The organism is Kosakonia pseudosacchari, from assembly GCF_900184035.1.
Taxonomy (GTDB): domain Bacteria; phylum Pseudomonadota; class Gammaproteobacteria; order Enterobacterales; family Enterobacteriaceae; genus Kosakonia; species Kosakonia pseudosacchari.
In genome coordinates, this window is record NZ_FXWP01000017.1 from 108,730 (window position 1) to 129,300 (window position 20,571).

General features: G+C 54.8%; 23 protein-coding genes and 1 pseudogene. 7 read left to right on the plus strand and 17 right to left on the minus strand.

The window, feature by feature from the left end; translation table 11 throughout:
• Positions 1 to 128: 128 nt before the first annotated feature.
• The 7 genes and pseudogenes from BN2591_RS24750 to livK form a co-directional block, all read right to left on the minus strand.
• Positions 129 to 227, minus strand: a complete 99-nt coding sequence (locus tag BN2591_RS24750; protein ID WP_231943034.1) for a Hok/Gef family protein — start codon at positions 225 to 227, stop codon at positions 129 to 131.
• Positions 196 to 264 (minus strand): annotated as a pseudogene (locus BN2591_RS24755) (DUF5431 family protein); the annotation flags it as partial. The gene BN2591_RS24750 and the pseudogene BN2591_RS24755, both read right to left, overlap by 32 nt.
• Before the next feature lie 287 nt (positions 265 to 551).
• Positions 552 to 1,265 (minus strand): high-affinity branched-chain amino acid ABC transporter ATP-binding protein LivF, encoded by a 714-nt coding sequence (gene livF, locus BN2591_RS15205; protein ID WP_017459567.1) that lies wholly within the window; start codon positions 1,263 to 1,265, stop codon positions 552 to 554.
• A 1-nt stretch (position 1,266) separates the two neighbouring features.
• Positions 1,267 to 2,034: a high-affinity branched-chain amino acid ABC transporter ATP-binding protein LivG gene (livG, locus tag BN2591_RS15210; protein WP_017459568.1), complete on the minus strand. Its 768-nt coding sequence runs from the start codon at positions 2,032 to 2,034 to the stop codon at positions 1,267 to 1,269.
• Positions 2,031 to 3,308 carry a high-affinity branched-chain amino acid ABC transporter permease LivM gene (locus BN2591_RS15215; protein ID WP_086872770.1) on the minus strand — a complete coding sequence of 426 codons (1,278 nt, stop codon included), beginning with the start codon at positions 3,306 to 3,308 and terminating at the stop codon, positions 2,031 to 2,033. The genes livG and BN2591_RS15215 overlap by 4 nt, the downstream gene beginning before the upstream one ends.
• The gene (gene livH / locus BN2591_RS15220) at positions 3,305 to 4,231 is read right to left on the minus strand and encodes a high-affinity branched-chain amino acid ABC transporter permease LivH (protein ID WP_086872772.1); all 927 of its coding nucleotides are present in this window, start codon (positions 4,229 to 4,231) and stop codon (positions 3,305 to 3,307) included. Before livH ends, BN2591_RS15215 begins: the two co-directional genes overlap by 4 nt.
• A 54-nt stretch (positions 4,232 to 4,285) precedes the next feature.
• Positions 4,286 to 5,395 carry a high-affinity branched-chain amino acid ABC transporter substrate-binding protein LivK gene (gene livK / locus BN2591_RS15225; protein WP_086872774.1) on the minus strand — a complete coding sequence of 370 codons (1,110 nt, stop codon included), beginning with the start codon at positions 5,393 to 5,395 and terminating at the stop codon, positions 4,286 to 4,288.
• A 487-nt stretch (positions 5,396 to 5,882) separates the two neighbouring features.
• On the opposite strand from livK, the gene panM reads away from it, so the two are divergent.
• Positions 5,883 to 6,266, plus strand: coding sequence for an aspartate 1-decarboxylase autocleavage activator PanM (panM, locus tag BN2591_RS15230; protein WP_025263814.1), 384 nt, complete (start codon positions 5,883 to 5,885; stop codon positions 6,264 to 6,266).
• Positions 6,267 to 6,490: 224 nt separating this feature from the next.
• Here panM and BN2591_RS15235 read toward each other — a convergent pair whose 3' ends face one another.
• The 6 genes from BN2591_RS15235 to ftsY all read right to left on the minus strand — a co-directional run bounded on the left by BN2591_RS15235 (position 6,491) and on the right by ftsY (position 13,555).
• Positions 6,491 to 7,594 carry a branched-chain amino acid ABC transporter substrate-binding protein gene (locus BN2591_RS15235; protein ID WP_143468257.1) on the minus strand — a complete coding sequence of 368 codons (1,104 nt, stop codon included), beginning with the start codon at positions 7,592 to 7,594 and terminating at the stop codon, positions 6,491 to 6,493.
• Positions 7,595 to 7,835: 241 nt separating this feature from the next.
• Positions 7,836 to 9,101: a 4-aminobutyrate--2-oxoglutarate transaminase gene (locus BN2591_RS15240; RefSeq protein WP_086872778.1), complete on the minus strand. Its 1,266-nt coding sequence runs from the start codon at positions 9,099 to 9,101 to the stop codon at positions 7,836 to 7,838.
• Between the two features lie 236 nt (positions 9,102 to 9,337).
• Positions 9,338 to 10,195 (minus strand): RNA polymerase sigma factor RpoH, encoded by an 858-nt coding sequence (rpoH, locus tag BN2591_RS15245; protein WP_017459575.1) that lies wholly within the window; start codon positions 10,193 to 10,195, stop codon positions 9,338 to 9,340.
• Between the two features lie 267 nt (positions 10,196 to 10,462).
• Positions 10,463 to 11,521, minus strand: a complete 1,059-nt coding sequence (ftsX, locus tag BN2591_RS15250) for a permease-like cell division protein FtsX (protein WP_086872780.1) — start codon at positions 11,519 to 11,521, stop codon at positions 10,463 to 10,465.
• Positions 11,514 to 12,182: a cell division ATP-binding protein FtsE gene (ftsE, locus tag BN2591_RS15255; protein ID WP_017459577.1), complete on the minus strand. Its 669-nt coding sequence runs from the start codon at positions 12,180 to 12,182 to the stop codon at positions 11,514 to 11,516. The genes ftsX and ftsE overlap by 8 nt, the downstream gene beginning before the upstream one ends.
• A 2-nt stretch (positions 12,183 to 12,184) precedes the next feature.
• Positions 12,185 to 13,555 (minus strand): signal recognition particle-docking protein FtsY, encoded by a 1,371-nt coding sequence (ftsY, locus tag BN2591_RS15260; protein ID WP_086872782.1) that lies wholly within the window; start codon positions 13,553 to 13,555, stop codon positions 12,185 to 12,187.
• Positions 13,556 to 13,744: 189 nt separating this feature from the next.
• Between ftsY and rsmD the strand changes: the two genes are divergently transcribed.
• Positions 13,745 to 14,347: a 16S rRNA (guanine(966)-N(2))-methyltransferase gene (gene rsmD, locus BN2591_RS15265; RefSeq protein ID WP_086872856.1), complete on the plus strand. Its 603-nt coding sequence runs from the start codon at positions 13,745 to 13,747 to the stop codon at positions 14,345 to 14,347.
• Entirely contained in the window at positions 14,337 to 14,606 is a 270-nt protein-coding gene (locus BN2591_RS15270; RefSeq protein ID WP_086872858.1) for a DUF1145 family protein, read from the plus strand. The genes rsmD and BN2591_RS15270 overlap by 11 nt, the downstream gene beginning before the upstream one ends.
• 24 nt (positions 14,607 to 14,630) lie before the next feature.
• Here the strand turns inward: BN2591_RS15270 and BN2591_RS15275 are convergent, their stop codons facing one another.
• Entirely contained in the window at positions 14,631 to 14,996 is a 366-nt protein-coding gene (locus tag BN2591_RS15275; protein ID WP_086872784.1) for a DUF2500 domain-containing protein, read from the minus strand.
• Positions 14,997 to 15,125: 129 nt separating this feature from the next.
• Between BN2591_RS15275 and BN2591_RS15280 the strand changes: the two genes are divergently transcribed.
• The gene (locus tag BN2591_RS15280) at positions 15,126 to 15,752 is read left to right on the plus strand and encodes a lysoplasmalogenase (RefSeq protein WP_086872786.1); all 627 of its coding nucleotides are present in this window, start codon (positions 15,126 to 15,128) and stop codon (positions 15,750 to 15,752) included.
• A 75-nt stretch (positions 15,753 to 15,827) separates the two neighbouring features.
• The gene (zntA, locus tag BN2591_RS15285; RefSeq protein WP_086872788.1) at positions 15,828 to 18,044 is read left to right on the plus strand and encodes a Zn(II)/Cd(II)/Pb(II) translocating P-type ATPase ZntA; all 2,217 of its coding nucleotides are present in this window, start codon (positions 15,828 to 15,830) and stop codon (positions 18,042 to 18,044) included.
• Here the strand turns inward: zntA and tusA are convergent.
• A complete protein-coding gene (gene tusA / locus BN2591_RS15290; RefSeq protein WP_086872859.1) occupies positions 18,041 to 18,286 on the minus strand; it encodes a sulfurtransferase TusA in 246 nt (81 codons plus the stop codon). The genes zntA and tusA overlap by 4 nt on opposite strands.
• A 187-nt stretch (positions 18,287 to 18,473) precedes the next feature.
• Here tusA and BN2591_RS15295 point away from each other — a divergent pair, with 187 nt between their 5' ends.
• Positions 18,474 to 19,139: a 7-cyano-7-deazaguanine/7-aminomethyl-7-deazaguanine transporter gene (locus tag BN2591_RS15295; protein WP_086872790.1), complete on the plus strand. Its 666-nt coding sequence runs from the start codon at positions 18,474 to 18,476 to the stop codon at positions 19,137 to 19,139.
• 72 nt (positions 19,140 to 19,211) lie between these two features.
• Positions 19,212 to 19,769, plus strand: coding sequence for a DcrB family lipoprotein (locus BN2591_RS15300; protein ID WP_086872792.1), 558 nt, complete (start codon positions 19,212 to 19,214; stop codon positions 19,767 to 19,769).
• Between the two features lie 59 nt (positions 19,770 to 19,828).
• Here BN2591_RS15300 and BN2591_RS15305 read toward each other — a convergent pair whose 3' ends face one another.
• Positions 19,829 to 20,146, minus strand: a complete 318-nt coding sequence (locus tag BN2591_RS15305; protein ID WP_086872794.1) for a helix-turn-helix domain-containing protein — start codon at positions 20,144 to 20,146, stop codon at positions 19,829 to 19,831.
• Positions 20,139 to 20,537, minus strand: coding sequence for a type II toxin-antitoxin system RelE/ParE family toxin (locus BN2591_RS15310; RefSeq protein WP_143468258.1), 399 nt, complete (start codon positions 20,535 to 20,537; stop codon positions 20,139 to 20,141). The genes BN2591_RS15305 and BN2591_RS15310 overlap by 8 nt, the downstream gene beginning before the upstream one ends.
• Between the last annotated feature and the right edge of the window lie 34 nt (positions 20,538 to 20,571).

Here is a 20,571-nt window from a genome sequence, read left to right on the forward strand (position 1 = left end):
GCCGTCGCGCTTTAGAAAGGAAAAAGGGCTTCCCTGTTAAACAGAGAAGCCCTTTATAAAGGCGCCAAGAGGTATGCACATTACCGTTTCCCTTGAAAAGGCAGGGATTTCTCCCTGCCTCCAGGTTGCTACTTACCGGATTCGTAAGCCATGAAAGCCGCGACCTCGCGGAACCCATCTTTGTAACGAATTTCGCACAGCGATTTCCGTGTCAGATAAGTGAATATCAGCAGTGTGAAACACACGATAAACACACACCAGATAAGGGTTCCTTGCGGTAGCTTCATAACCTGCGGCTCCTTGCCTTTCGGCGGGTAAGAGGCTACTCTACATGTGACTAGCATATAGACAGGCCTCGTTGGTTAATTGAAAAATGACCTTCGGGGCTTTCTTCTTTCTGCCGCACAACTTTTTACCGTCATGAGGCAAAAAGCCTCAAGCGCCACCCGCATCATATCCCATCAAGCCGTCCGGTCGCATCGCAGGAAAACGTTTTTAAGACAAAAAACCGGTCCTTGCGAGACCGGTTTAAATACTATTACATCAACGAGTTACCCGCCCAGATAAGCGCTGCGCACCGCTTCGTTCGCCAGTAACGCGTCGCCGGTATCTTCCAGCACGACATGACCGTTTTCCAGCACATACCCACGATCGGCGAGCTTCAGCGCCTGGTTGGCGTTCTGCTCCACCAGGAAGATGGTCATCCCTTCTTTTCGCAGTTGCTCAATGGTGTCGAAAATTTGCTGAATAATGATCGGTGCAAGACCCAGCGAGGGTTCATCGAGCAGTAACAAACGCGGCTGGCTCATCAGCGCACGACCAATCGCCAGCATCTGCTGTTCGCCGCCGGACATGGTGCCAGCACGCTGGATGCGGCGCTCATGCAGGCGTGGAAACAGTTCATACACCCTTTGAATGCGCGTCTGATACTGCTCACGATCGGCGAAAAAACCACCCATCGCCAGGTTCTCTTCCACGGTCATTCGCGAAAAGACGCGGCGACCTTCCGGCACAATTGCCACGGCTTCACGCATGATCTTCGCGGTCTGCCAGTCGGTAATGTCTTTGCCATCAAACACAATACGCCCGCTGCTGGCGCGCGGGTCGCCGCACAACGTGCCGAGCAGCGTGGTTTTCCCCGCGCCGTTGGCACCAATTAGCGTCACGATCTCGCCCTGGTTAATATGCAGGCTGACATCATGCAGCGCCTGGATTTTGCCGTAGTGAGCGCTAACTTTGTCAAAAGATAACATCGCGTTTTCCATCTTATGCCTCACCAAGGTATGCGCGGATCACGTCCGGGTTGTTACGAATCTCTTCCGGCGTCCCGTTCGCCAGCGGCGTGCCCTGGTTCACCACATAAATCCGGTCGGAAATGCCCATCACCAGCTTCATATCATGCTCAATCAGCAGGATGGTGGTGTTGTGATGATTACGCAGCTCGACAATCAGCTCATCCAGCTCTTTGGTCTCTTTCGGGTTCAGACCGGCGGCCGGCTCATCAAGCATCAGGATTTCCGGCTGCGTCACCATGCAGCGCACAATCTCCAGACGGCGCTGATCGCCATAAGCGAGGTTGCTGGCCTGCCGGTTAGCGTGCGCTAACAAACCAATACGATCCAGCCAGGTTGCGGCGCGGTCCAGCGCTTCACTCTGCGCGCGGCGAAACGCCGGCGTTTTGAGCAAACCGGAGAACACCCCGGTTTTGAGCTGCTGATGTTGCCCTACCAGCAGGTTTTCAATCACCGTCATTTCGCGAAACAGACGCACATGCTGGAACGTCCGCACCACGCCCATGCGGGCGATTTGCTGTCCTGGCAGCCCTTCCAGGTGCTGGTCACGCAGCATAATGGTGCCGCCCGTCGGTTTATAGAAACCGGTCAGGCAGTTAAACACGGTGGTTTTACCCGCGCCGTTCGGGCCGATCAGCGAAACGATCTCCTGCGGACGCAGTTCCAACGACACGTTGTTGACAGCCAGCAGACCGCCAAAGCGCATCATCAGGCCGTTTACGGATAACAGTGGCTGACTCATGCCTGCTCTCCTTTCGCTTGCCCGTTTTTCAATTTCAACTGCGGACGGGTCATCGGCAGCAAGCCTTGCGGACGCCAGATCATCATCAGTACCATCAAACCACCCAGCATCAACATGCTGTATTCATTAAAGTCACGCATCAACTCGCGGGAAACCACCAGCAGGATAGCCGCGAGGATCACCGCAAACTGCGACCCCATACCGCCCAGCACCACAATCGCCAGCACAAACGCTGATTCGGCGAAAGTGAACGATTCCGGGCTGACAAAGCCCTGGCGCGCAGCAAACAGCGTACCGGCAAAACCGGCGAACGCGGCGCTGATGGTAAACGCCGTCAGCTTAATGCGTGTCGGGTTCAGGCCGAGCGAGCGGCAGGCGATTTCATCTTCACGCAGCGCTTCCCACGCGCGTCCCAGCGGCATACGCAGCAGGCGGTTAATCACAAACAGCGTCAGCACCACCAGCAGCAGCGCCACCAGATAGAGGAACACCACGCGGTCACTGGGATCGTATTCAACATGGAAGAAATTGCTGAACGTATCCCAGCCACCTTCACGAGCGGTACGGCTGAACTCCAGACCGAACAGGGTCGGTTTGGGGATCTGGCTGATGCCGTTCGGGCCACCGGTTATTTCGGTGTTGTTCAACAGCAAGATACGGACGATTTCGCCGAAGCCCAGCGTCACAATCGCCAGGTAATCACCGCGCAGACGCAGCACCGGGAAGCCCAACAGGAAACCGGCGGCAGCGGAAACCAGCCCCGCCAGCGGCAGGCACGTCCAGAAACCCAGGCCGTAATAGTGGTTGAGCAGCGCAAAGGTGTACGCGCCGATGGCGTAGAAACCGCCGTAACCCAGCACCAGCAAACCGGAAAGCCCGACCACCACGTTCAGCCCGAGGCCGAGGATGATATAGATCATCGTCATGGTGGCGATATCCACCGTGCCGCGTGAAACGACAAACGGCCACGCCACTGCAATCACCAGCAGCGCCAACAGGAACAACTTCTGTTTAAGCGTAGAGCCATCAATCGCCGGCAGCACGAATTTCGGCCCGGAAACGCCCTTCAGGCTTTTCTGGAATACAGGTCGCAGCACCTGGAAGAAAAACACCACCGCCGTGCCGATAAAGATCCACTGCCAGCGAATATCCGCCGCGGTATCGACCACCAGCCTGGTGCCGTTCAGCTCCAGTTGAACGCCCATAAAGACGCTCGCCAGCACGAAAAACATCGCCGCGGAGAGCAGCGCCAGCGCAAAATGCATCGGTTTCATACTTTTTCAACCTCCGGGCGGCCGAGGATACCGGTCGGCATCACCAGCAACACCACTATCAACAGCGCGAACGACACCACATCTTTGTATTCGGTGCTCAGATACGCCGAAGAGAGGGATTCGGCGACACCCAGAATCAGGCCGCCAATCATCGCGCCCGGAATGCTACCGATACCGCCCAGCACTGCGGCAGTAAACGCTTTCATCCCGGCCATAAAACCGATATACGGGTTGATAACGCCATAGAACTGACCAAGCAGTACGCCCGCTACCGCCGCCATCGCCGCGCCGATCACAAAGGTCAGCGCGATAACACGGTCAGTGTTGATACCCAACAGGCTGGCCATTTTCAGGTCTTCCGCACAGGCGCGACAAGCACGCCCCATACGGGAATAGCGGATAAACAGCGTCAGCGCCAGCATGGCAACGAAGGTCACAATCCAGATAACCAGCTGCATCGTCGTGATGCTTGCCGAAAAGTGTTCACTGCTGCCGACAACCCACTGGCCGTTAAACAGGCTTGGTAGCGCCACATCGCGGGAGCCTTCTGTCAGGCTGACGTAGTTTTGCAGGAAGATAGACATGCCGATGGCGGAAATCAGCGCAATCAAGCGTTTGGAGTTACGCACCGGGCGATACGCCACTCGCTCAATACTCCAGCCGTAAGCGCTGGCAATGATAATGGCACCGACGAAACCGGCTGCGACCAGCAGCCAGCTGGAGTCGATACCTATCATCATCAGCGCGGCGATGATCATAAAGGAGACATAACTGCCGATCATGTAGACCTCGCCGTGGGCGAAGTTGATCATGCCGATAATGCCATAAACCATGGTGTAACCAATGGCGATCAATGCATAGGTGCTTCCCAGCGTGACGCCGTTAAACATCTGCTGCAAGAAATAAAGAAACTGCTCGGACATAACGTAACCTTCTAAAATCTCTCCGAACATTGCGCCCAGAGAGAGGGATGACAGTTATTTCGCCACGGACGACGAACCATCGGCGTGCCATTGGAATACACCGAATTCAAATCCTTTCAGATCGCCTTTTTCATCCCAGTTCAGCGGCCCAATCACGGTTTTAGCCCCGTTGGCTTTTAAATCTTTAATCAGCGCCAGCGGCTCACTGCTGCCGGTGCGCTCCAGCGCAGTGGCCAGCGATTGCACGGCGGCGTAGGTGATCCACACATACGGCCCGCTCGGATCTTTCTTCTGGGCTTTCAGCGCATCGACAATGCTCTGGTTCGCCGGATCCTGGTCATAACGCTTCGGCATCGTCACCAGCATGCCTTCTGCCGCAGACCCCGCGATATTCGACAGCGAGGCATTGCCCACGCCTTCCGGCCCCATAAACTGGGTTTTCAGACCGCTGGCGCGCGCCTGGCGCAGGATTTGCCCCATCTCCGGGTAATAACCACCGTAGTAGACAAAGTCGATATTTTCTTTTTGCAGACGCGCCACCAGCGCAGAAAAATCCTTCTCGCCAGCGGTAATACCGTCAAAGAACACCACATTCGCGCCGCCTGCTTTCAGCCCTTCCTGCACGGAGCGTGCAAGGCCTTCGCCGTACTGCTGCTTATCGTGAATGATGGCAATACGCTGCGGTTTCACGGTGTTCAGGATGTACTTCGCGGCGGTTGGTCCCTGCGAGGAGTCCAGCCCGGCGGTTCGCATAATGTGTTGATAGCCGCGCTGAGTCAGCTCCGGGTTGGTCGCGCCGGGCGTGATCATCAGGATACCTTCGTCTTCGTAGATGTCCGATGCGGGCTGCGTTGATGATGAGCAAAGATGGCCAATTACATATTTCACACCGTCGTTGACGATTTTGTTCGCCACGGCAACGGCTTGTTTTGGGTCGCAGGCGTCGTCATATTCCACGGCGACCAGGTTGTCGCCCATGATCCCGCCCTTAGCGTTGATATCGTGGATAGCCTGGCGCGCGCCGTTGAACTCCATATCGCCCCACTGGGCAACCGGACCGGACATCGCACCGACAACCGCTACCTTAATATCCTTCGCTATGGCCGCGTGAGACATCGCAAGTGCTACCATCCCCGCGATTAATGTCTTCGCGTTCCTTTTCATTGTTGTAAATCCCCATTCGTGATGTCGTGTTTACACTTCCTGCTTCAGGCAGCCGGAACGTTGGCTTACTGTTGCCTGAATTATTCGTGTAATAATTTTGTTTTATTATGGTTAAAAAGCATTCTGTACTTTTAATGCACAACGCTATTTTTACCAGTGCCTTTAATGGTTTAGCGCAGTTTTTTAGCAAAAACCAGACTAAATCCTCTATTTTTCAGGCGATTAAGCAGAGATAATATTCTGTATTTCTTCCGAGATAAACAAAAAAAGCCCCGACATCAGCATAAAATAACGGCATATAAAGCGGAATAAAACGCTACCAATTAGGTTAAAATCCTGCCTGTTTTTCGATCTCCAATGTTTAACACTACGCCAACCGCTGCGGCAAAATTATTCACCTGTCGGATGAAAAATAAAAAACGATCGAACCCTGCCATGCGAAATTGATTACACTCACACTATGTTTTGCGTTTTGGACAAGCTGTACATGAAATTGACTATCGTCCGACTGGTGACCTTCACCGAACAGGATCATATTGATTTAGCGAAAGTCTGGCCGGAATACTCCTCTGCATCTCTTGATGTGGATGACACTCACCGTATCTACGCCGCGCGTTTTAATGACCGTCTGTTGGCTGCCGTTCGCGTGACGCTACTTGGCGTCGAAGGGGCGCTGGATTCCCTGCGCGTGCGCGATATCACCCGCCGTCGCGGCGTGGGACAATATCTGGTGGAAGAAGTGATGCGCGATAACCCGTCGATCACCAGCTGGTGGATAGCCGATATCGGCGTCGAAGACCGGGGCGTAATGGCGGCTTTCACCCAACGACTGGGATTTACCGCGCAGGAAAACGGCTGGGAAAAACGATAAAGCCCGCGCTGCGGATTTGCCAGCTGGCGTTACGCTTATCAGGCTTACGTCGGTCCTGGTAAAACAGCAGAAAGGCCGGATTACCCCTGGTAATCCGGCCTTTTTAATTAATGCTGACCTGGACTTTCGCATCGCAGGAAGGCGGAAATTCGCTCATCCCCGGAAACTGACTGAAGTAAGTGACAGGGGACTGCGGCGCGAAAGACGACGATCAGCTTAGAAAATCACTTCGCGTCAGTCGCTGTACCGTTCGCATGCCAGGTAAACACACCGAACTCAAAGCCTTTCAGATCGCCCTTCTCATCCCAGGAGAGCGGCCCCATTACGGTATCCACTGAGTGGCCTTTCAGATAAGTGGCGATAGCCGCCGGATCGGCGGACTGACCCAGTCCTGCAGCCAGCGATTGCAGCGCAGCGTAAGTGGTCCATACAAACGCGCCGCTTGGATCCTGTTTCTTCGCTTTGATCGCATCTACAATCGGTTTGTTCGCCGGAACCTGGTCATAGTTTTTCGGTTTGGTAACCAGCATACCTTCTGCGGATTCACCGGCAATGTTAGACAGGGAAACGTTCGCCACGCCTTCCGGCCCCATAAACTGGGTTTTCAGGCCAGCGGCGCGAGACTGACGCAGGATCTGCCCCATTTCCGGGTGGTAGCCGCCGTAGTAAACGAAGTCGATGTTCTCTTTCTTCAGGCGTGCAACCAGCGTAGAGAAGTCTTTCTCACCGGCAGTGATACCGTCAAAGAACACCACGTTCGCGCCGCCTTTTTTCAGCCCGTCCCGCACTGCACGCGCCAGACCTTCACCGTACTGCTGTTTGTCATGGATAACAGCGATGCGCTGCGGCTTCACTTTCTCCAGAATGTATTTCGCCGCAGTCGGTCCCTGGTCGGAATCCAGACCGGTGGTGCGCAGCGTCAGTTTGTAACCACGTGCGGTCAGCTCAGGCGCCGTCGCCGCAGGCGTGATCATCAGAATACCTTCGTCTTCGTAAATATCAGACGCCGGCTGGGTAGAAGAGGAGCAGAGGTGACCGATAACGTATTTAATGCCGTCATTGACCACTTTGTTGGCGACCGCCACCGCTTGTTTCGGGTCACAGGCATCGTCATATTTTACTGCAACCAGTTTGTCGCCTTTAATCCCGCCTTTGGCATTAATATCGGCGATAGCTTGTTCCGCACCGGTAAACTCCTGGTCACCGTACTGCGCAACCGGACCGGACATCGCCCCGACAACGGCAACTTTGATATCTTTGGCGAATGCCACGTTGCTCATTGCTAACGCAATACATCCTGCCAGTAACGCTTTGCCCTTCATTTTCATCCTGAGTTTCCCCATTGTTATGGTTATTGCATTTGTTGTGATGTTGTTGTGTGGCACATTATTTCGCTTATTGTCATAAGCAAAGAATATGATAGTAGTTTTTAACCGTTCTGCCCGTGCCTGAGCAGCATACTCTGCTAAAACATACCCCATTTTTCGGAATATGGAATAACAATTTTGAAGGTTGTACGACAGACTGATGACAGAAAGTGATAAAGCCGCCCATCAGGCGGCTGAATAATTAATGCGTCAGCGACTGAGAGAGAATATCCAGCGCCTTGCGAAACTGAACTTCCGGAATGGTTAACGGGTAGAGGAAGCGAATCACGTTGCCGTAAACCCCGCAGCTCAGCAGCAACAGCCCGTCCGCCAGCGCTTTTTCCTGCACCTGTTTAGTAAATTCAGCCGATGGCGCGCCGGTTTGCGGATCGCTAAATTCCACCGCGACCATTGAACCCTGCGCACGGATATCAGCGATATAGGGGCATTGCGCTTTTGCGCGGTTCAGCACTTCCACCAGATGCTGGCCCAGATGGTTCGCCCGTTCGCACAGGTTTTCTTCTTCAATCACGTCCAGCACCGCATGCGCCGCCGCGATAGCGAGCGGATTGCCTGCGTAAGTGCCGCCCAAACCACCCGGCGCAGGCGCATCCATCACCTCCGCCCGCCCTGCCACCGCCGAAAGCGGTAAACCACCGGCCAGGCTTTTCGCCATGGTGATTAAATCCGGTTTCACATCGTAATATTCGCTGGCAAAGAGCTTGCCGGTGCGGGCAAAACCGCTCTGCACTTCGTCAACAATCAGCAGAATACCGTGGCTATCGCACACCTTACGCAGCGCCTGCATAAAATCGTTCGGTGCGACATTAAAACCGCCCTCGCCCTGCACGGGCTCCAGCAGGATAGCAGCGACTTGATCCGGTGCGATATCCGCTTTAAAAATACGCTCCAGGCTTTTCAGCGCCTCTTCAGTGCTTACACCGTGCAGCGCGTTAGGATACTGAGCGTGGTAAATCGAACCGGGGAAGGGACCGAAACCAATTTTATACGGCGCGACTTTGCCGGTGAGCGCCATGGTCATAAAGGTGCGACCGTGGAAACCGCCGCCAAAGGTGATAATTCCGGGGCGTTTGGTATAGGCGCGGGCAATTTTAACGGCGTTTTCCACCGCTTCTGCGCCAGTCGAGAAAAACGCCGTTTTCGCCGGGCCAGCAACCGGTACGCGTTCGTTAATACGCTCCGCCAGCGAGACATAGCTTTCGTAAGGAACAATCTGGTAAGCGGTATGGGTAAATGCCTGCAACTGTTTTTCTACCGCTGCCATTACTTTTGGATGCCGATGTCCGGTGTTAAGCACCGCGATCCCGGCGGCAAAGTCGATCACTTCGTTCCCTTCTACATCCCACAGCGTCGCGTTTTCCGCTTTTTCTGCGTAAAAACCGCACATCACACCAATGCCGCGCGGCGTCGCCTGTAGACGGCGCTGATTCAATTCGTTGTTCTTCACCTTGATTGCCCCCTGTCTGTGTATGCCCGCTTACCAAGTATATAGCGCCTTTGATAAAGCGATGTTTTACTCAGTCTCGCGCAAGCGCAGGGACACCGACAGGACAGCTTTCCTGCCACGTTGTGACAGAAGCTGAATGAACGCGTGATGATGTGAGAGTGGTGGTGGTGGGATAATTCAGATAATAAAAAGCCGGGTGAGGCTTGCGCCAACCCGGCTTATTCACTGCAATACACTTACGCTTCGATAGCGGCGCGCAGTTTTTTCATTGCGTTCTTTTCAAGCTGACGCACACGCTCGGCGGACACGCCGTAGCGATCGGCCAGTTCCTGCAAAGTGGTCTTGTTATCTTCGTCCAGCCAACGGGCGCGGATGATCTGCTGGCTGCGTTCGTCGAGCCCCTGCATCGCATCGGTCAGCTTGTTGGCCGCCTGTTCTTCCCAGTTGTCATCTTCGATGCCGTCGGCAAAGTTGGATGATTTATCCTGCAGATAGAGCACCGGTGCCATTGGCTGGCTGTCGTGCGCATCGTCATCGGAGGACATATCAAACGTCATGTCCTGCGCCGCCATACGCGACTCCATTTCACGCACGTCTTTGCTGGTCACGCCCAGTTCACGAGCAACCATTTCCACTTCGTCCTGGTTAAACCAGCCAAGACGCTGTTTGGCTTTGCGCAGGTTAAAGAACAGCTTACGCTGAGCTTTGGTGGTCGCGACTTTGACAATACGCCAGTTGCGCAGCACATACTCGTGGATCTCAGCTTTGATCCAGTGCACGGCGAAAGAGACCAGGCGCACACCCACTTCCGGGTTAAAGCGACGAACAGCTTTCATCAGGCCAATGTTACCTTCCTGGATGAGATCCGCCTGCGGCAGACCATAGCCCGAATAGTTACGAGCAATATGAACAACAAAGCGCAGGTGAGACAGAATCAGCTTTTTCGCTGCTTCCAGATCGCCCTGGTAATGCAGCTTTTCAGCCAGTGCCCGCTCTTCATCAGCCGTCAACATCGGCCATGCGTTCGCAGCCCGGACGTAAGATTCCAGGTTACCAACAGGGGCTAAAGCTAAAGTTTGCATTTCTTTGGTCATTCAAATCCTCTCAATTCACTTATCAGCTGGCGGCGGTCTGTCCCCATCAGGCAACAAACATGCCAGCGCTTTTGAGCAACGAGAATAGCATTCACATTTTTATCAGACAGTGATTTTATCCACAAGTTCCTTGCAGGTCTGTGAATAAATTACGCACAAAATGTGACATCAGGATGATAAACCGGAGCAAGGAACCTCAGAAGGGGTATTACGCTTCCCTGCTACGGGAATACTTCACGTGCAGGGAAGGAGTATACCAGAGATTCTTTAGTCCGGAGTAAAGTGACGTAAATGTTGAACGGTAGCAAGCCAGGCGGCAATCCAGCCAATCATCGAACACACCAGCAACAGCAGCAAGCATTCGTCAAACGACAGCCCGCTAAGCTCAAACTGCGTGCCGAACACCTTCGCCACTTCCGTCACCGCCGAGGACAAGCGCATCACCAGGATTTCCGACAGGATCAGCGATAAAAACGCGCCGGAGAAACCGAGCAACGCGCCGCCATACAGGAACGGACGCAGGATAAAACCGTCCGTCGCACCAATCAGTTTCTGCACGTTGATGGTATCGCGGCGGGCGAAAATACTCAGCCGCACGCTATTGCCGATAACCAGGAACACAGCCGCAACCATCAGCACACCAATCATGGCCGCCACGCGCCCGACCAGACCAGTCAGGGACGCCAGCCGCGCAAACCAGCTGTCATCCATGCGCACTTCATCAATTCCCTGGATGCGGGAAATGCGGTCACGCAACGTATTCAGCGAATCCGTGCTCTGGAAATCCAGTTTCGGCACCACTACCGCCACGGCGGGCAGCGGGTTCTCTTCGAGCATATCCAGCGCGCCGCCAAACCCGGACCAGTTGCGGAACTCGCCCAGGGCATCTTCACGCGACAGGTAATTGACCTTTTCCACGCCCTGTTCGGACTGGAGTTGCCCCACCACCTGCTGCGCCGCGTTGTCATCCAGCGCTTTATCGAAATAGACAGTGATCTGCGGCGACGGATAGTACTGCGACGCGGCCTGATTAACGTTTTTGTAGACCATGTAACAAACGCTCGGCAGCGTCAGGGAGATGGCAATGACCATCACCGTCAGGAATGTCGCCAGCGGTTTGCTTTTCAGATCCTGCAACGCACCGTGCCAGGCGTAGCGTACCTGCTCGTTAAAGACGTTACTCTTACGCGAAGGCGCCTTCACTGGCGCTTTGCCGCGACGCGGCGCATTGCGGTTGCTCTCGCCGGAGGAGGCAGACGATTTACGAAAACGGTCTAATTTGCTGCCAAACTGCCGAATGTGGTTTAGTGCATCGCGCTTATTCACCCGCCAGGCCTCCATGCAAATGACCGTCGCTCAGGCTCAGCATGCGGTACGAACGACGGGAAATCAGCCCGATATCGTGCGTTGCCATCAGCACCGTAACCCCGACGCGGTTAAATTCTTCAAACAGACGTAAAATCCCTTCAGACAGCGCTTCATCCAGGTTACCGGTTGGTTCATCCGCCAGCAGGACTGCCGGTTTGTTCACCACCGCGCGGGCAATCCCCACACGCTGTTGTTCACCGCCGGAGAGCTGAATCGGGAAGCTTTTCGCTTTGTCGAGCAGCCCGACTTTATCCAGCGCCGCCGAGACGCGACGGCGAATATCGTCGCCGCTGGCACCCGCGATAATCAGCGGGATCGCCACGTTATCGAACACCGTTCTGTCCATCAGCAGGTGGTGATCCTGGAAAATCATCCCAATTTGACGACGCAAAAACGGCACTTCCCGGTTTTTCAAACGGGTAATATCGTGGCCGCCAAAGAGGATTTTCCCGGCGCTTGGCCGCTCAATCCCACAAATCAGCTTCAGCAGGGTACTTTTCCCTGCCCCGGAATGCCCGGTCAGAAAGGCCATCTCGCCCTGCTGCAGGTGAAATGTCACCCCCTGCAGCGCTTGTCTCCCACCGAGATAGGCTTTGCTGACGTGTTCAAAGCGAATCATTGTTAATCCTCTCGGGCAAAAAGTGCCTCTATAAAATCGCCCGCATTAAACGGACGTAAATCCTCAATACGTTCGCCGACGCCGATGTAGCGGATAGGAATACCAAATTGATCCGCCACCGAGAAAATAACGCCACCTTTGGCGGTACCATCAAGCTTGGTCAGCGTAATACCGGTTAAACCCACAGCCTCGTGGAACAGTTTGGCCTGGCTGATGGCATTTTGCCCGGTGCTGGCATCAATCGTCAGCATCACTTCATGCGGCGCGTCTTCGTCCAGCTTCTTCATGACGCGGACAATTTTCTTCAACTCTTCCATCAGGTGCGCTTTGTTCTGCAAGCGGCCTGCGGTATCGGCAATCAGCACATCCACATGGCGCGCTTTAGCCGCCTGGATAGCATCGAAAATCACCGAAGCGGAATCCGCGCCGGTATGCTGGGCAATCACCGGGATATCGTTGCGCTGGCCCCACACCTGAAGCTGCTCAACTGCGGCGGCACGGAAGGTATCCCCCGCCGCCAGCATCACGGATTTACCCTGCTGCTCAAACTGGCGCGCCAGCTTACCGATGGTGGTGGTTTTACCCACGCCGTTAACGCCAACCATCAAAATTACAAACGGAGTTTTTCCTTCGATGTTAAGCGGTTCATCCACTTTGGCGAGGATCTCGCTCATCTCATCTTTCAGCAAACCATACAGTGCTTCCGCGTCGCGCAATTGCTTGCGGCTCGCGCCTTCCGTCAGATTGGTGATGATTTTGCGCGTGGTTTCCACGCCCACATCGGCAATCAGCAACTGCTCTTCCAGCTCTTCGAACAGATCATCGTCGATCTTTTTGCCGCGGAACAGACTGATAAATCCTGAACCGAGGTTTTCTTTTGTTTTAAGCAGACTGCGTTTCAGGCGCGCAAAGAACCCTTCTTTGGTCGGTTTTTCCTGCTCCTGGACGGATTCTTCAACCGGCACGACAACCAGCGCTTCTTCCGCCGCTTCGGCGGCCAGCGCCTGCGCGTCCAGCTCCTCGTCGCTTAGCGGAACATCGTCTTCTTCCAGCGGCTCAGCTTCCGCCTGCCACTCTTCAGCGCCGATCTCCTGCTCAGCCACCTCTTCCGGCAGCGGCAGTTCTTCATGTTCGATAACCGCCGGGCTTTCTTCTATTACCGCTTCCGCTGGCGCGTCTTCGTGCGCCAGTTGCTCGCTGATGTCGACAACCTCTTCAGCGAATTTTTCGCTGTCGGCAGCAGGCCCAGCAACCGGGGTTTCTTCAACCGGCTGCTCAGCTACAGGTTGCTGTTCGGTTTGCGCCTCTTCAGCCTTCTCTTTCTGCCCAAGGCCAAGCCAGGAAAAAAAGCCACGTTTCTTCTCATTTGCCATTGGCGACCACACTCCTCGCTATTGTTTCATGGCGCAGCCCGTCTGCACGGCCGGGACTGAAAACATTTGTTAATTAGTCGGATAGTCTACCACTTTCCTCAACTTGCATCACGGCTTGAGGATTAGGGTTTAACGTCATTCGACAGACCGCTAGAATAGCAGGTCGAAATGATGAGCAAAGCGATAACCATGAAGAAACCTACCCGTGCCGCCACCGGTCAGATCCGCATTATTGGCGGCCAGTGGCGGGGCCGTAAATTACCGGTTCCGGATAGCCCCGGCCTGCGCCCGACCACCGATCGCGTGCGTGAAACTTTATTCAACTGGCTGGCGCCGTCAATGGTAGACGCTCACTGTCTCGATTGCTTCGCCGGCAGCGGTGCGCTGGGGCTGGAAGCGCTCTCCCGCTACGCCGCCAGCGCCACCTTGCTGGAAATGGAGCGCAGTGTCGCCCAGCAATTACAGCAAAACCTGGCCACGTTAAAAGCCGCCAACGCGAAAGTGGTCAACACCAACACGCTGACGTTTTTAGCCAGCCCCGGCACGCCACACAATATTGCTTTTATCGATCCACCGTTTCGTAAAGGGATGCTGGAAGAGACCATACGCCTGCTGGAAAACAACGGCTGGCTCGCCGATGACGCGCTGGTTTATATCGAAAGCGAAGTCGAAAATGGGTTACCGCCCGTACCCGCTCGCTGGCAACTGCATCGGGAAAAAGTCGCCGGGCAGGTCGCGTACCGTTTGTACCACCGCGAAGCACAAGGAGAGAAGCATGCCGCTGTTGATTAACCTCGGGCGTCTGTTGATGCTCTGCATCTGGGCATTTCTGATTCTGAACCTGATTAAACCCTTTCCGCGCCCGCTGAATATTTTCGTCAACGTCGCGCTTGTCTTCACCGTCTTTATGCATGCGCTACAAGCCACCATGCTGAAAACGGCGCTACCGAAAGACGGCCCGCAAATGAGCAAAGCGGAGCAGATCCGTATTTTCCTCTTCGGCGTGTTTGAGCTGCTTATCTGGCAGAAGAAATTAAAAGAGAAAAAATAGTCCCATCGCCCGGTGGCGTCGTGCTCACCGGGCTGCTTCCGGCGTAAAGTCCACAAAGCGCGAGCCCTGATAACGCAGCACACCCCGGTCGCCCACTGTCAGCGCGTGATATTGCTGCTCATCCAGACGAAAACTCATCTCCAGCCCGCCGGTTTGCGGTTTAAAACTCACTTCATAACGCATGGCGGTTCCCGCTGGCGCAACCTGTTGCTGGCGAGAACGGCGCGGGTTAAGCGGTTTTTCCCGTTTGTTGCTCACCACCACACTTTTTTGCTGTTGCGCCGCGCTATCGTTTTCGGCTTTTTCGCGCCGCTGCTGCACAAAGCGGAAAGAGGCAAAAACCACAATCAATCCAATGACGATAATGAAAAAAAGCGGTGGTTTACTCATAGCGAATACCTGTCGGAAAAAGCGGAATTGAGCTTATCGCGGCGGAAATAGCGTTGTCATCCTCCTTTTCCCGCCACTACACTGAGTAAGAGAAATTTACGCAACAATAACAGATACAGGGACTTAATTATGCTGTGGTCATTTATTGCTGTCTGCCTTTCCGCCTGGTTATATGTCGACGCCTCGTATCGTGGCCCGGTCTGGCAGCGCTGGGTTTTTAAACCCGTTACGCTCTTGCTCCTGCTGTTACTGGCCTGGCAAGCCCCGATGTTCGATGCCATCAGCTACCTAGTGCTGGCGGGCCTGTGTGCCTCGCTGGTCGGGGATGCGCTCACGCTGTTACCCCGGCAAAAGCTACTCTACGCCATCGGTGCGTTTTTCCTCGCGCATTTGCTCTATACCATCTATTTCGCCAGCCAGATGACGCTCTCATTCTTCTGGCCGCTACCGGTGGTGCTGCTGATTATCGGCGCGCTGTTGATAGCGGTGATCTGGTCACGCCTCGAAGAGCTGCGTATGGCGGTGTGTACCTTTATCGCCATGACGCTGGTGATGGTATGGCTGGCAGGCGAGCTGTGGTTTTTCCGTCCGACCAGCCCGGCGCTGTCGGCTTTCGTTGGCGCGTCATTGCTGCTGCTCGGCAACGTGGTCTGGTTAGGCAGCCACTACCGCAAACGCTTTAGCGCCGATAACGCCATCGCCTCCGCCTGCTATTTTGCCGGACACTTTTTAATTGTCCGTTCGCTGTATATTTAAAAGGCTTGACTCTGGAGTCGACTCCAGAGTGCATACTCCGGTTAATGAGAAAATTATCATTCACCGGAGGATGCCATGCCAACCCCCACCTCATCGCCTGAGTTGAAAAAAACGCCGCAATTCGCGGCGGTTAAGCTGCGGCCGATAGAAGAAAAGACGCCATCCTGCTGCACCGACGGTCATTGCGAAGAACGCGAAACGCCAGAAATGACCGCCGAAGGCGAACGCTATAGCTGGCAGGTTGACGGTATGGATTGCGCCGCCTGCGCCCGCAAAGTGGAAAACGCCGTGCGCCAGGTCGAAGGCGTCGGCCAGGTTCAGGTCGCCTTTGCCACCGAAAAACTTATCGTCATTGCGCAAAATGATGTGCGAGATCGCGTCGAACGTGCCGTGCAACAGGCCGGGTATCAACTGCGCAGCGAAAACGCACCTGCGCCAGAAACGTCACGGCTGCGCGAAAACCTGCCGCTTATCCTGTTGATCGCAATGATGGCGCTCAGTTGGGGGCTGGAACAGGTCAGCCATCCATTCGGCCAGACGGCGTTTATCGCCACCACGCTGGTCGGGCTGTGGCCGATTGCGCGCCAGGCGCTGCGCTTAATGAAAAGCGGCAGTTGGTTCGCCATTGAAACGTTAATGAGCGTGGCGGCTATCGGCGCACTCTTTATTGGCGCGACGGCGGAAGCGGCGATGGTGCTGCTGCTGTTTTTAATTGGCGAGCGCCTTGAAGGCTGGGCCGCCAGCCGTGCGCGGCGCGGTGTCAGCGCGTTGATGGCGTTAAAACCGGATACCGCCACCCGCCTGCGCAACGGTGAGCGCCAGCGTGTCGCGGCACGCGATCTGCAACCGGGCGATGTGATTGAAGTCCCGGCGGGCGGGCGTTTACCTGCGGATGGTCGCCTGGTCTCGCCGTTTGCCAGCTTTGACGAAAGCGCCTTAACGGGCGAATCCGTGCCGGTTGAGCGCGCAGAAGGTGAAAGCGTCCCGGCAGGTGCCACCAGCGTTGACCGTCTGGTGCAGCTTGAAGTGATTTCTAAACCGGGTGAAAGCGCGATTGACCGCATTCTGAAACTGATTGAAGAAGCAGAAGAACGCCGCGCGCCGATCGAGCGTTTTATCGACCGTTTCAGCCGCATTTACACCCCGGCTATCATGGCCGTGGCGTTGCTGGTCGCCATTGTTCCACCGCTTTTATTTGCGCAAGCCTGGCTTGCGTGGATCTACAAAGGGCTGGCTTTGCTGCTGATTGGTTGTCCGTGCGCGCTAGTGATCTCCACGCCGGCGGCGATCACTTCTGGCCTTGCGGCAGCGGCACGTCGCGGCGCGCTGATTAAAGGTGGCGCGGCATTAGAGCAACTCGGCGGCATTCGCCAGGTGGCGTTTGATAAAACCGGCACGCTGACCGTCGGCAAACCGCAGGTCGCCGCGATCACACCATTAGCCGGTACAGAAGAAGCGGAATTGCTGGCGCTCAGTGCCGCTATCGAGCAGGGTTCCACCCACCCACTGGCGCTGGCCATTGTGCAGGAAGCGCAGCGACGTGCGCTGGTGATTCCGGAGGCGCAAGGGCAGCGCGCACTGGCAGGTAAAGGCATCGAAGCGAATATCGCTGGTCAACAGGTGCTTATCAGCGCGCCGGATAAACTGCCGCAAGGCGCGCTGCACGACACCGTGCGGGCGCAGATTGCGCAGCAGGAAAGCCGTGGGCAAACCGTGGTGGTAGTGCAGCGTAGCGGCGAGGTTATCGGTACGATCGGCTTGCAGGACACGCTGCGCGACGATGCCAAAGAAGCCGTTGCCGCTCTGCATGCGCTTGGCGTACAGGGCGTGATCCTTACCGGCGACAACCCACGCGCCGCAGCGGCGATTGCCGGTGAGCTGGGGCTGGATTTTCGCGCCGGCTTGCTGCCGGAAGATAAAGTCGATGCAGTACGCACACTCAACCAGCAAGCCCCACTGGCGATGGTCGGCGACGGCATTAACGACGCGCCCGCAATGAAAGCCGCAACCCTCGGTATCGCGATGGGGAGCGGGACAGATGTGGCGCTGGAAACCGCCGACGCCGCGCTCACGCATAACCGGCTGATGGGTCTGGAGCAGATGATTCGCCTGGCGAGCGCCACGCACAGCAATATTCGCCAGAACATCGCCATAGCGCTCGGCTTGAAAGCGATTTTTCTGGTGACAACGCTGCTGGGAATGACCGGACTATGGCTGGCGGTGCTGGCCGATACGGGCGCAACGGTGCTGGTAACCGCCAACGCGCTGCGCCTGTTGCGTACTAAAGATTAATGGTTTTTACGCACGACATAACGGTACGGCAGAGACTCGGTTTGCCCGGCGACCAGCTCATGTTCCATAAAACGGCAAAAGCCGGGAATATCGCGGGTGGTTGCCGGATCGTCGGCGATAATCAGCAATGTTTCGCCAATCTGCATATTGCGCACGGTTTTGCGCACCATCATCACCGGCTCCGGGCAGCGTAAGCCCTGAGCATCCAGCGTGTGGTCGGCGGTGGAAAACGGATCGATCATCTTCATCTCGCAAGGGAAAAAACCGCATTAGTTTACGCCGCCTTTTTTGTGACGCAAGCGAGGTTAACGATTGCGCTAAAATTAACCATTGCATCCCACTCCGATTGCAGTATCATGCGGCGGCTCTGCTCGTCAGAGCAGTAAAAGTACTGGGTTCCCTCACCCCATTTACCAAAAAGGTCACAATATGACGCACTTTTCAAACGCACAGCGCATGAAAGCGCTGTTCTGGCTTTCGCTTTTTCACCTGTTGGTGATCATCTCCAGTAACTATCTGGTGCAGCTGCCAGTTTCTATCTTTGGTTTCCATACCACCTGGGGCGCATTTAGCTTCCCGTTTATCTTCCTGGCGACGGATTTAACCGTGCGCATTTTCGGCGCGCCATTAGCACGGCGAATTATCTTCGCGGTGATGGTGCCCGCGCTGCTGGCTTCTTACGTTATCTCCTCGCTGTTCTACATGGGCAGCTGGCAGGGTTTCGGCGCGCTGGCGCACTTCAATTTGTTTGTCGCCCGTATCGCCACCGCCAGCTTTATGGCTTACGCGCTGGGGCAAATCCTCGACGTGCACGTTTTTAATCGTCTGCGCCAGAACCGCCGCTGGTGGCTTGCGCCTGCCGCCTCCACCGTATTTGGTAACGCCAGCGATACCCTCGCCTTTTTCTTTATCGCTTTCTGGCGCAGCCCGGATGCGTTTATGGCGCAACACTGGACGGAAATCGCGCTGGTGGATTACAGCTTCAAAGTGCTTATCAGCATCGCGTTCTTCCTGCCGATGTACGGTGTGTTGTTGAATATGTTGCTGAAAAGACTGGCAGACAAATCTGAAATTAGCGCGTTACCGGCGAGTTAAAGGTACGGCTTATCAGATGTGATAAGATGCGCCGATGAGCCGTTATGGCTGTTTATTGAAAGGAAGAAGTCAATGCGCAATCTGGTGAAATATGTCGGTATCGGCCTGCTGGTTGTTGGGCTGGCTGCCTGTGATAACAGCGACAGCAAAAAACCTGTTCAGGGTGCTGCCGCCGAAAGCAACACCAACGGTCAACCGGTAACCCTGCTCGACGGCAAACTCAGCTTCTCGCTGCCTGCGGATATGACCGATCAGAGTGGCAAACTGGGCACCCAGTCCAATAATATGCACGTCTATTCCGATGCCACCGGTCAGAAAGCGGTGATTGTGATTGTCGGCGACAACACGACAGAAGAGTTAAGCGCGCTGACAAAACGTCTGGAAGAGCAACAGCGTAGCCGCGACCCGCAGTTGCAGGTGGTCACAAATAAATCCATCGAACTGAAAGGGCAGAAACTGCAACAGCTCGACAGCATTATCTCCGCCAAAGGCCAGACAGCATGGTCTTCCGTGGTGCTGGGTAAAGTTGACGACAAACTGCTGACCATCCAGGTCACGCTGCCTGCGGACAACCAGCAGCAGGCGCAAACCACGGCGGAAAACATTATCAACACTATCGTAGTGAAATAAGCCGCTCAAAACATGAAAAGGGAACCTGAAGGTTCCCTTTTTTGTTCACGGTCGCCATGTTAGCCAAGAAACACAGCCGGCCCTTTATCTTCAATCGTATTGAGGATACGTAAAGCGGCATTATTAGGTTTGCTTTCGTTACGTTCCCACTTCGACACACTTTCAACTGACATCCCGACAGTGCGAGCCAGCGCCGCTTGTGACATTTTCCAGCGAGCACGGACCTGTTTAATTTGCACACCGGTCATTGGACGAACCTGTGGAATATTACGCGCATCGATAGCTTCATCAATCGCCGCAACCGTTTCATCCTGCACCACACCCAGCGCATTATAGCGTTTTGCCATACTCTGAATACGTTTCAGATGGTCACTCATAACAGTTCACCTCGATTAAATCTTTACTGCTTAATAGCCGTTTCAGTGTATCAGCAGGCATTGCGATAAAATCTTTCGCAATGGCGCAGTAAGCATCTATTTCATCATCTTCAAGCTCTTTACCTCTCTTTTTAGAGAGTTCGCTTTTTACATACATGTCGAAGAAAAAGAGATTTTCTCCTGCATGAAAAAAGACTATAGCGCGAGCACCATCCCGCGCACTGACTGCGGGTAATGCGATACGTTTTTTGTAGGTATATTTACCTAATTTGTCGCCTGGTAAACCGGCAACAATCGCCAGAGCGGCTTTGCATAATATTTTATCGTTAACACGCACTCGTCTGCGTTCCTGATCAAATTCCCTTGTCAGGTAAATGCCCATAGAATCCATTCCCTTGCCCTTAACCCGTAAGCATGACTATAGT

Excerpts from the sequence above, each read along its gene's own strand:
- livF (WP_017459567.1), bottom strand. The coding sequence starts at position 1,265 with ATGGAAAACGCGATGTTATCTTTTGACAAAGTTAGCGCTCACTACGGC.
- livG (WP_017459568.1), bottom strand. The coding sequence starts at position 2,034 with ATGAGTCAGCCACTGTTATCCGTAAACGGCCTGATGATGCGCTTTGGC.
- BN2591_RS15215 (WP_086872770.1), bottom strand. The coding sequence starts at position 3,308 with ATGAAACCGATGCATTTTGCGCTGGCGCTGCTCTCCGCGGCGATGTTT.
- livH (WP_086872772.1), bottom strand. The coding sequence starts at position 4,231 with ATGTCCGAGCAGTTTCTTTATTTCTTGCAGCAGATGTTTAACGGCGTC.
- livK (WP_086872774.1), bottom strand. The coding sequence starts at position 5,395 with ATGAAAAGGAACGCGAAGACATTAATCGCGGGGATGGTAGCACTTGCG.
- panM (WP_025263814.1), top strand. The coding sequence starts at position 5,883 with ATGAAATTGACTATCGTCCGACTGGTGACCTTCACCGAACAGGATCAT.
- BN2591_RS15235 (WP_143468257.1), bottom strand. The coding sequence starts at position 7,594 with ATGAAAATGAAGGGCAAAGCGTTACTGGCAGGATGTATTGCGTTAGCA.
- rpoH (WP_017459575.1), bottom strand. The coding sequence starts at position 10,195 with ATGACCAAAGAAATGCAAACTTTAGCTTTAGCCCCTGTTGGTAACCTG.
- ftsE (WP_017459577.1), bottom strand. The coding sequence starts at position 12,182 with ATGATTCGCTTTGAACACGTCAGCAAAGCCTATCTCGGTGGGAGACAA.
- ftsY (WP_086872782.1), bottom strand. The coding sequence starts at position 13,555 with ATGGCAAATGAGAAGAAACGTGGCTTTTTTTCCTGGCTTGGCCTTGGG.
- rsmD (WP_086872856.1), top strand. The coding sequence starts at position 13,745 with ATGAAGAAACCTACCCGTGCCGCCACCGGTCAGATCCGCATTATTGGC.
- BN2591_RS15275 (WP_086872784.1), bottom strand. The coding sequence starts at position 14,996 with ATGAGTAAACCACCGCTTTTTTTCATTATCGTCATTGGATTGATTGTG.
- BN2591_RS15280 (WP_086872786.1), top strand. The coding sequence starts at position 15,126 with ATGCTGTGGTCATTTATTGCTGTCTGCCTTTCCGCCTGGTTATATGTC.
- zntA (WP_086872788.1), top strand. The coding sequence starts at position 15,828 with ATGCCAACCCCCACCTCATCGCCTGAGTTGAAAAAAACGCCGCAATTC.
- tusA (WP_086872859.1), bottom strand. The coding sequence starts at position 18,286 with ATGATCGATCCGTTTTCCACCGCCGACCACACGCTGGATGCTCAGGGC.
- BN2591_RS15295 (WP_086872790.1), top strand. The coding sequence starts at position 18,474 with ATGACGCACTTTTCAAACGCACAGCGCATGAAAGCGCTGTTCTGGCTT.
- BN2591_RS15300 (WP_086872792.1), top strand. The coding sequence starts at position 19,212 with ATGCGCAATCTGGTGAAATATGTCGGTATCGGCCTGCTGGTTGTTGGG.
- BN2591_RS15305 (WP_086872794.1), bottom strand. The coding sequence starts at position 20,146 with ATGAGTGACCATCTGAAACGTATTCAGAGTATGGCAAAACGCTATAAT.
- BN2591_RS15310 (WP_143468258.1), bottom strand. The coding sequence starts at position 20,537 with ATGGATTCTATGGGCATTTACCTGACAAGGGAATTTGATCAGGAACGC.